The following is a 1,319-nucleotide window of genomic DNA, read 5'->3' as shown; positions in this document are numbered from 1 at the left end:
AGCACCCACGACAGTCAGCATTTCGAAAGGGTCATTGACAAGGCCAACACCAATCGCAATATCTACGCCGACCGAGGCTATCCCTCTGCGGAGCGGGAAGCTTGGCTGAAGGCAAACGGCTATAGGAGCCAGATTCAGCGTAAAGGCCATCGAAACAAACCGTTGTCCAAGACTCAGCAAGGGCGAAACCACAGGATTGCAAAGACTAGGGCACGGGTTGAACATGCATTTGCGGCGATGGAACAAATGGGTAGAAAACTGATCCGCACCATTGGACAGGTGCGCGCTAATTTTGCCATGACGATGATGGCAGCATGTTACAACCTAAAGCGGTTGGCGTACTTCCAGAGCGCGTGCATCGTGGCTTTCTGACGCCCAGAATGGGTCAAATGGCCCTAGCCAGGGCAATGTGCGATAGAATCAGTAGCGTGATAATCAAAAAAAATCTAATTATTTAGAATGAAAGCCAAGGGTTAATTGAAAATCTTGAGTTTTTCGAGGTGCCCTAAAATAAAAAGCAGTTTATCTAGTGGGGTTGGGATAAATCCTTTCTGCCCTGCACCCATCTGCCGCTCGTGATCTTTTCGATTCTTTTTCCGATAAATCAAATAACAAGCTGAAAATTCAGCGGCTAAATTTTTCAATTCTTCGACTGATAATCCAATGATTGCTTTACATAAACGATTATCTCGTAACAGCCGCTCTTTGTTGATCATTTCAAACCTTTATTCTCTAAGTTAAACCTCTTTTTATTCTCAATAGCGTGACAAAAAATGCAAGTCTCTATTCAGCAACTAGTTTATTGATTGCCAAAACACGTAGTAGAAAAATAGAGATGGTTCATTATCAATATTCAGGTAATAAGCATGATGTTATTGCTGGCATAGGTTTGGTTAATTTGCTTTGGCATGATCTGACAAGTGGGCACCTCGAAAAACTCAAGATTTTCAATTAACCCTTGGCTTTCATTCTAAATAATTAGATTTTTTTTGATTATCACGTTACTGATTCTATCGCACATTGCCCTGGCTAGGGCCATTTGACCCATTCTGGGCGTCAGAAAGCCACGATGCACGCGCTCTGGAAGTACGCCAACCGCTTTAGGTTGTAACATGCTGCCATCATCGTCATGGCAAAATTAGCGCGCACCTGTCCAATGGTGCGGATCAGTTTTCTACCCATTTGTTCCATCGCCGCAAATGCATGTTCAACCCGTGCCCTAGTCTTTGCAATCCTGTGGTTTCGCCCTTGCTGAGTCTTGGACAACGGTTTGTTTCGATGGCCTTTACGCTGAATCTGGCTCCTATAGCCGTTTGCCT

General features: G+C 44.4%; 4 protein-coding genes. 2 read left to right on the top strand and 2 right to left on the bottom strand.

The window, feature by feature from the left end; translation table 11 throughout:
- Positions 1–372 (top strand): transposase (locus CBG25_RS04440; protein WP_290603757.1); only part of this gene is annotated, 372 nt, incomplete at its 5' end.
- 101 nt (positions 373–473) lie between these two features.
- Here CBG25_RS04440 and CBG25_RS04435 read toward each other — a convergent pair.
- Positions 474–716, bottom strand: a complete 243-nt coding sequence (locus CBG25_RS04435; RefSeq protein WP_290604859.1) for a hypothetical protein — start codon at positions 714–716, stop codon at positions 474–476.
- A gap of 47 nt (positions 717–763) precedes the next feature.
- Here CBG25_RS04435 and CBG25_RS04430 point away from each other — a divergent pair, with 47 nt between their 5' ends.
- Entirely contained in the window at positions 764–955 is a 192-nt protein-coding gene (locus CBG25_RS04430; protein WP_290604858.1) for a hypothetical protein, read from the top strand.
- A gap of 101 nt (positions 956–1,056) precedes the next feature.
- Here the strand turns inward: CBG25_RS04430 and CBG25_RS04425 are convergent.
- A partial coding sequence (locus CBG25_RS04425) for a transposase (RefSeq protein WP_290603799.1) occupies positions 1,057–1,319 on the bottom strand: 263 nt, incomplete at its 5' end.

This window comes from Arsenophonus sp. ENCA, assembly GCF_002287155.1.
Taxonomy (GTDB): Bacteria; Pseudomonadota; Gammaproteobacteria; order Enterobacterales; family Enterobacteriaceae; genus Arsenophonus; species Arsenophonus nilaparvatae.
Note: the sequence above shows the minus strand (reverse complement) of the source record. Positions and strands in the feature narration are given on the sequence as shown.

What these genes read in the sequence shown, in the direction of transcription:
- CBG25_RS04435 (WP_290604859.1), bottom strand. Translation starts at nt 716, where the DNA reads ATGATCAACAAAGAGCGGCTGTTACGAGATAATCGTTTATGTAAAGCA.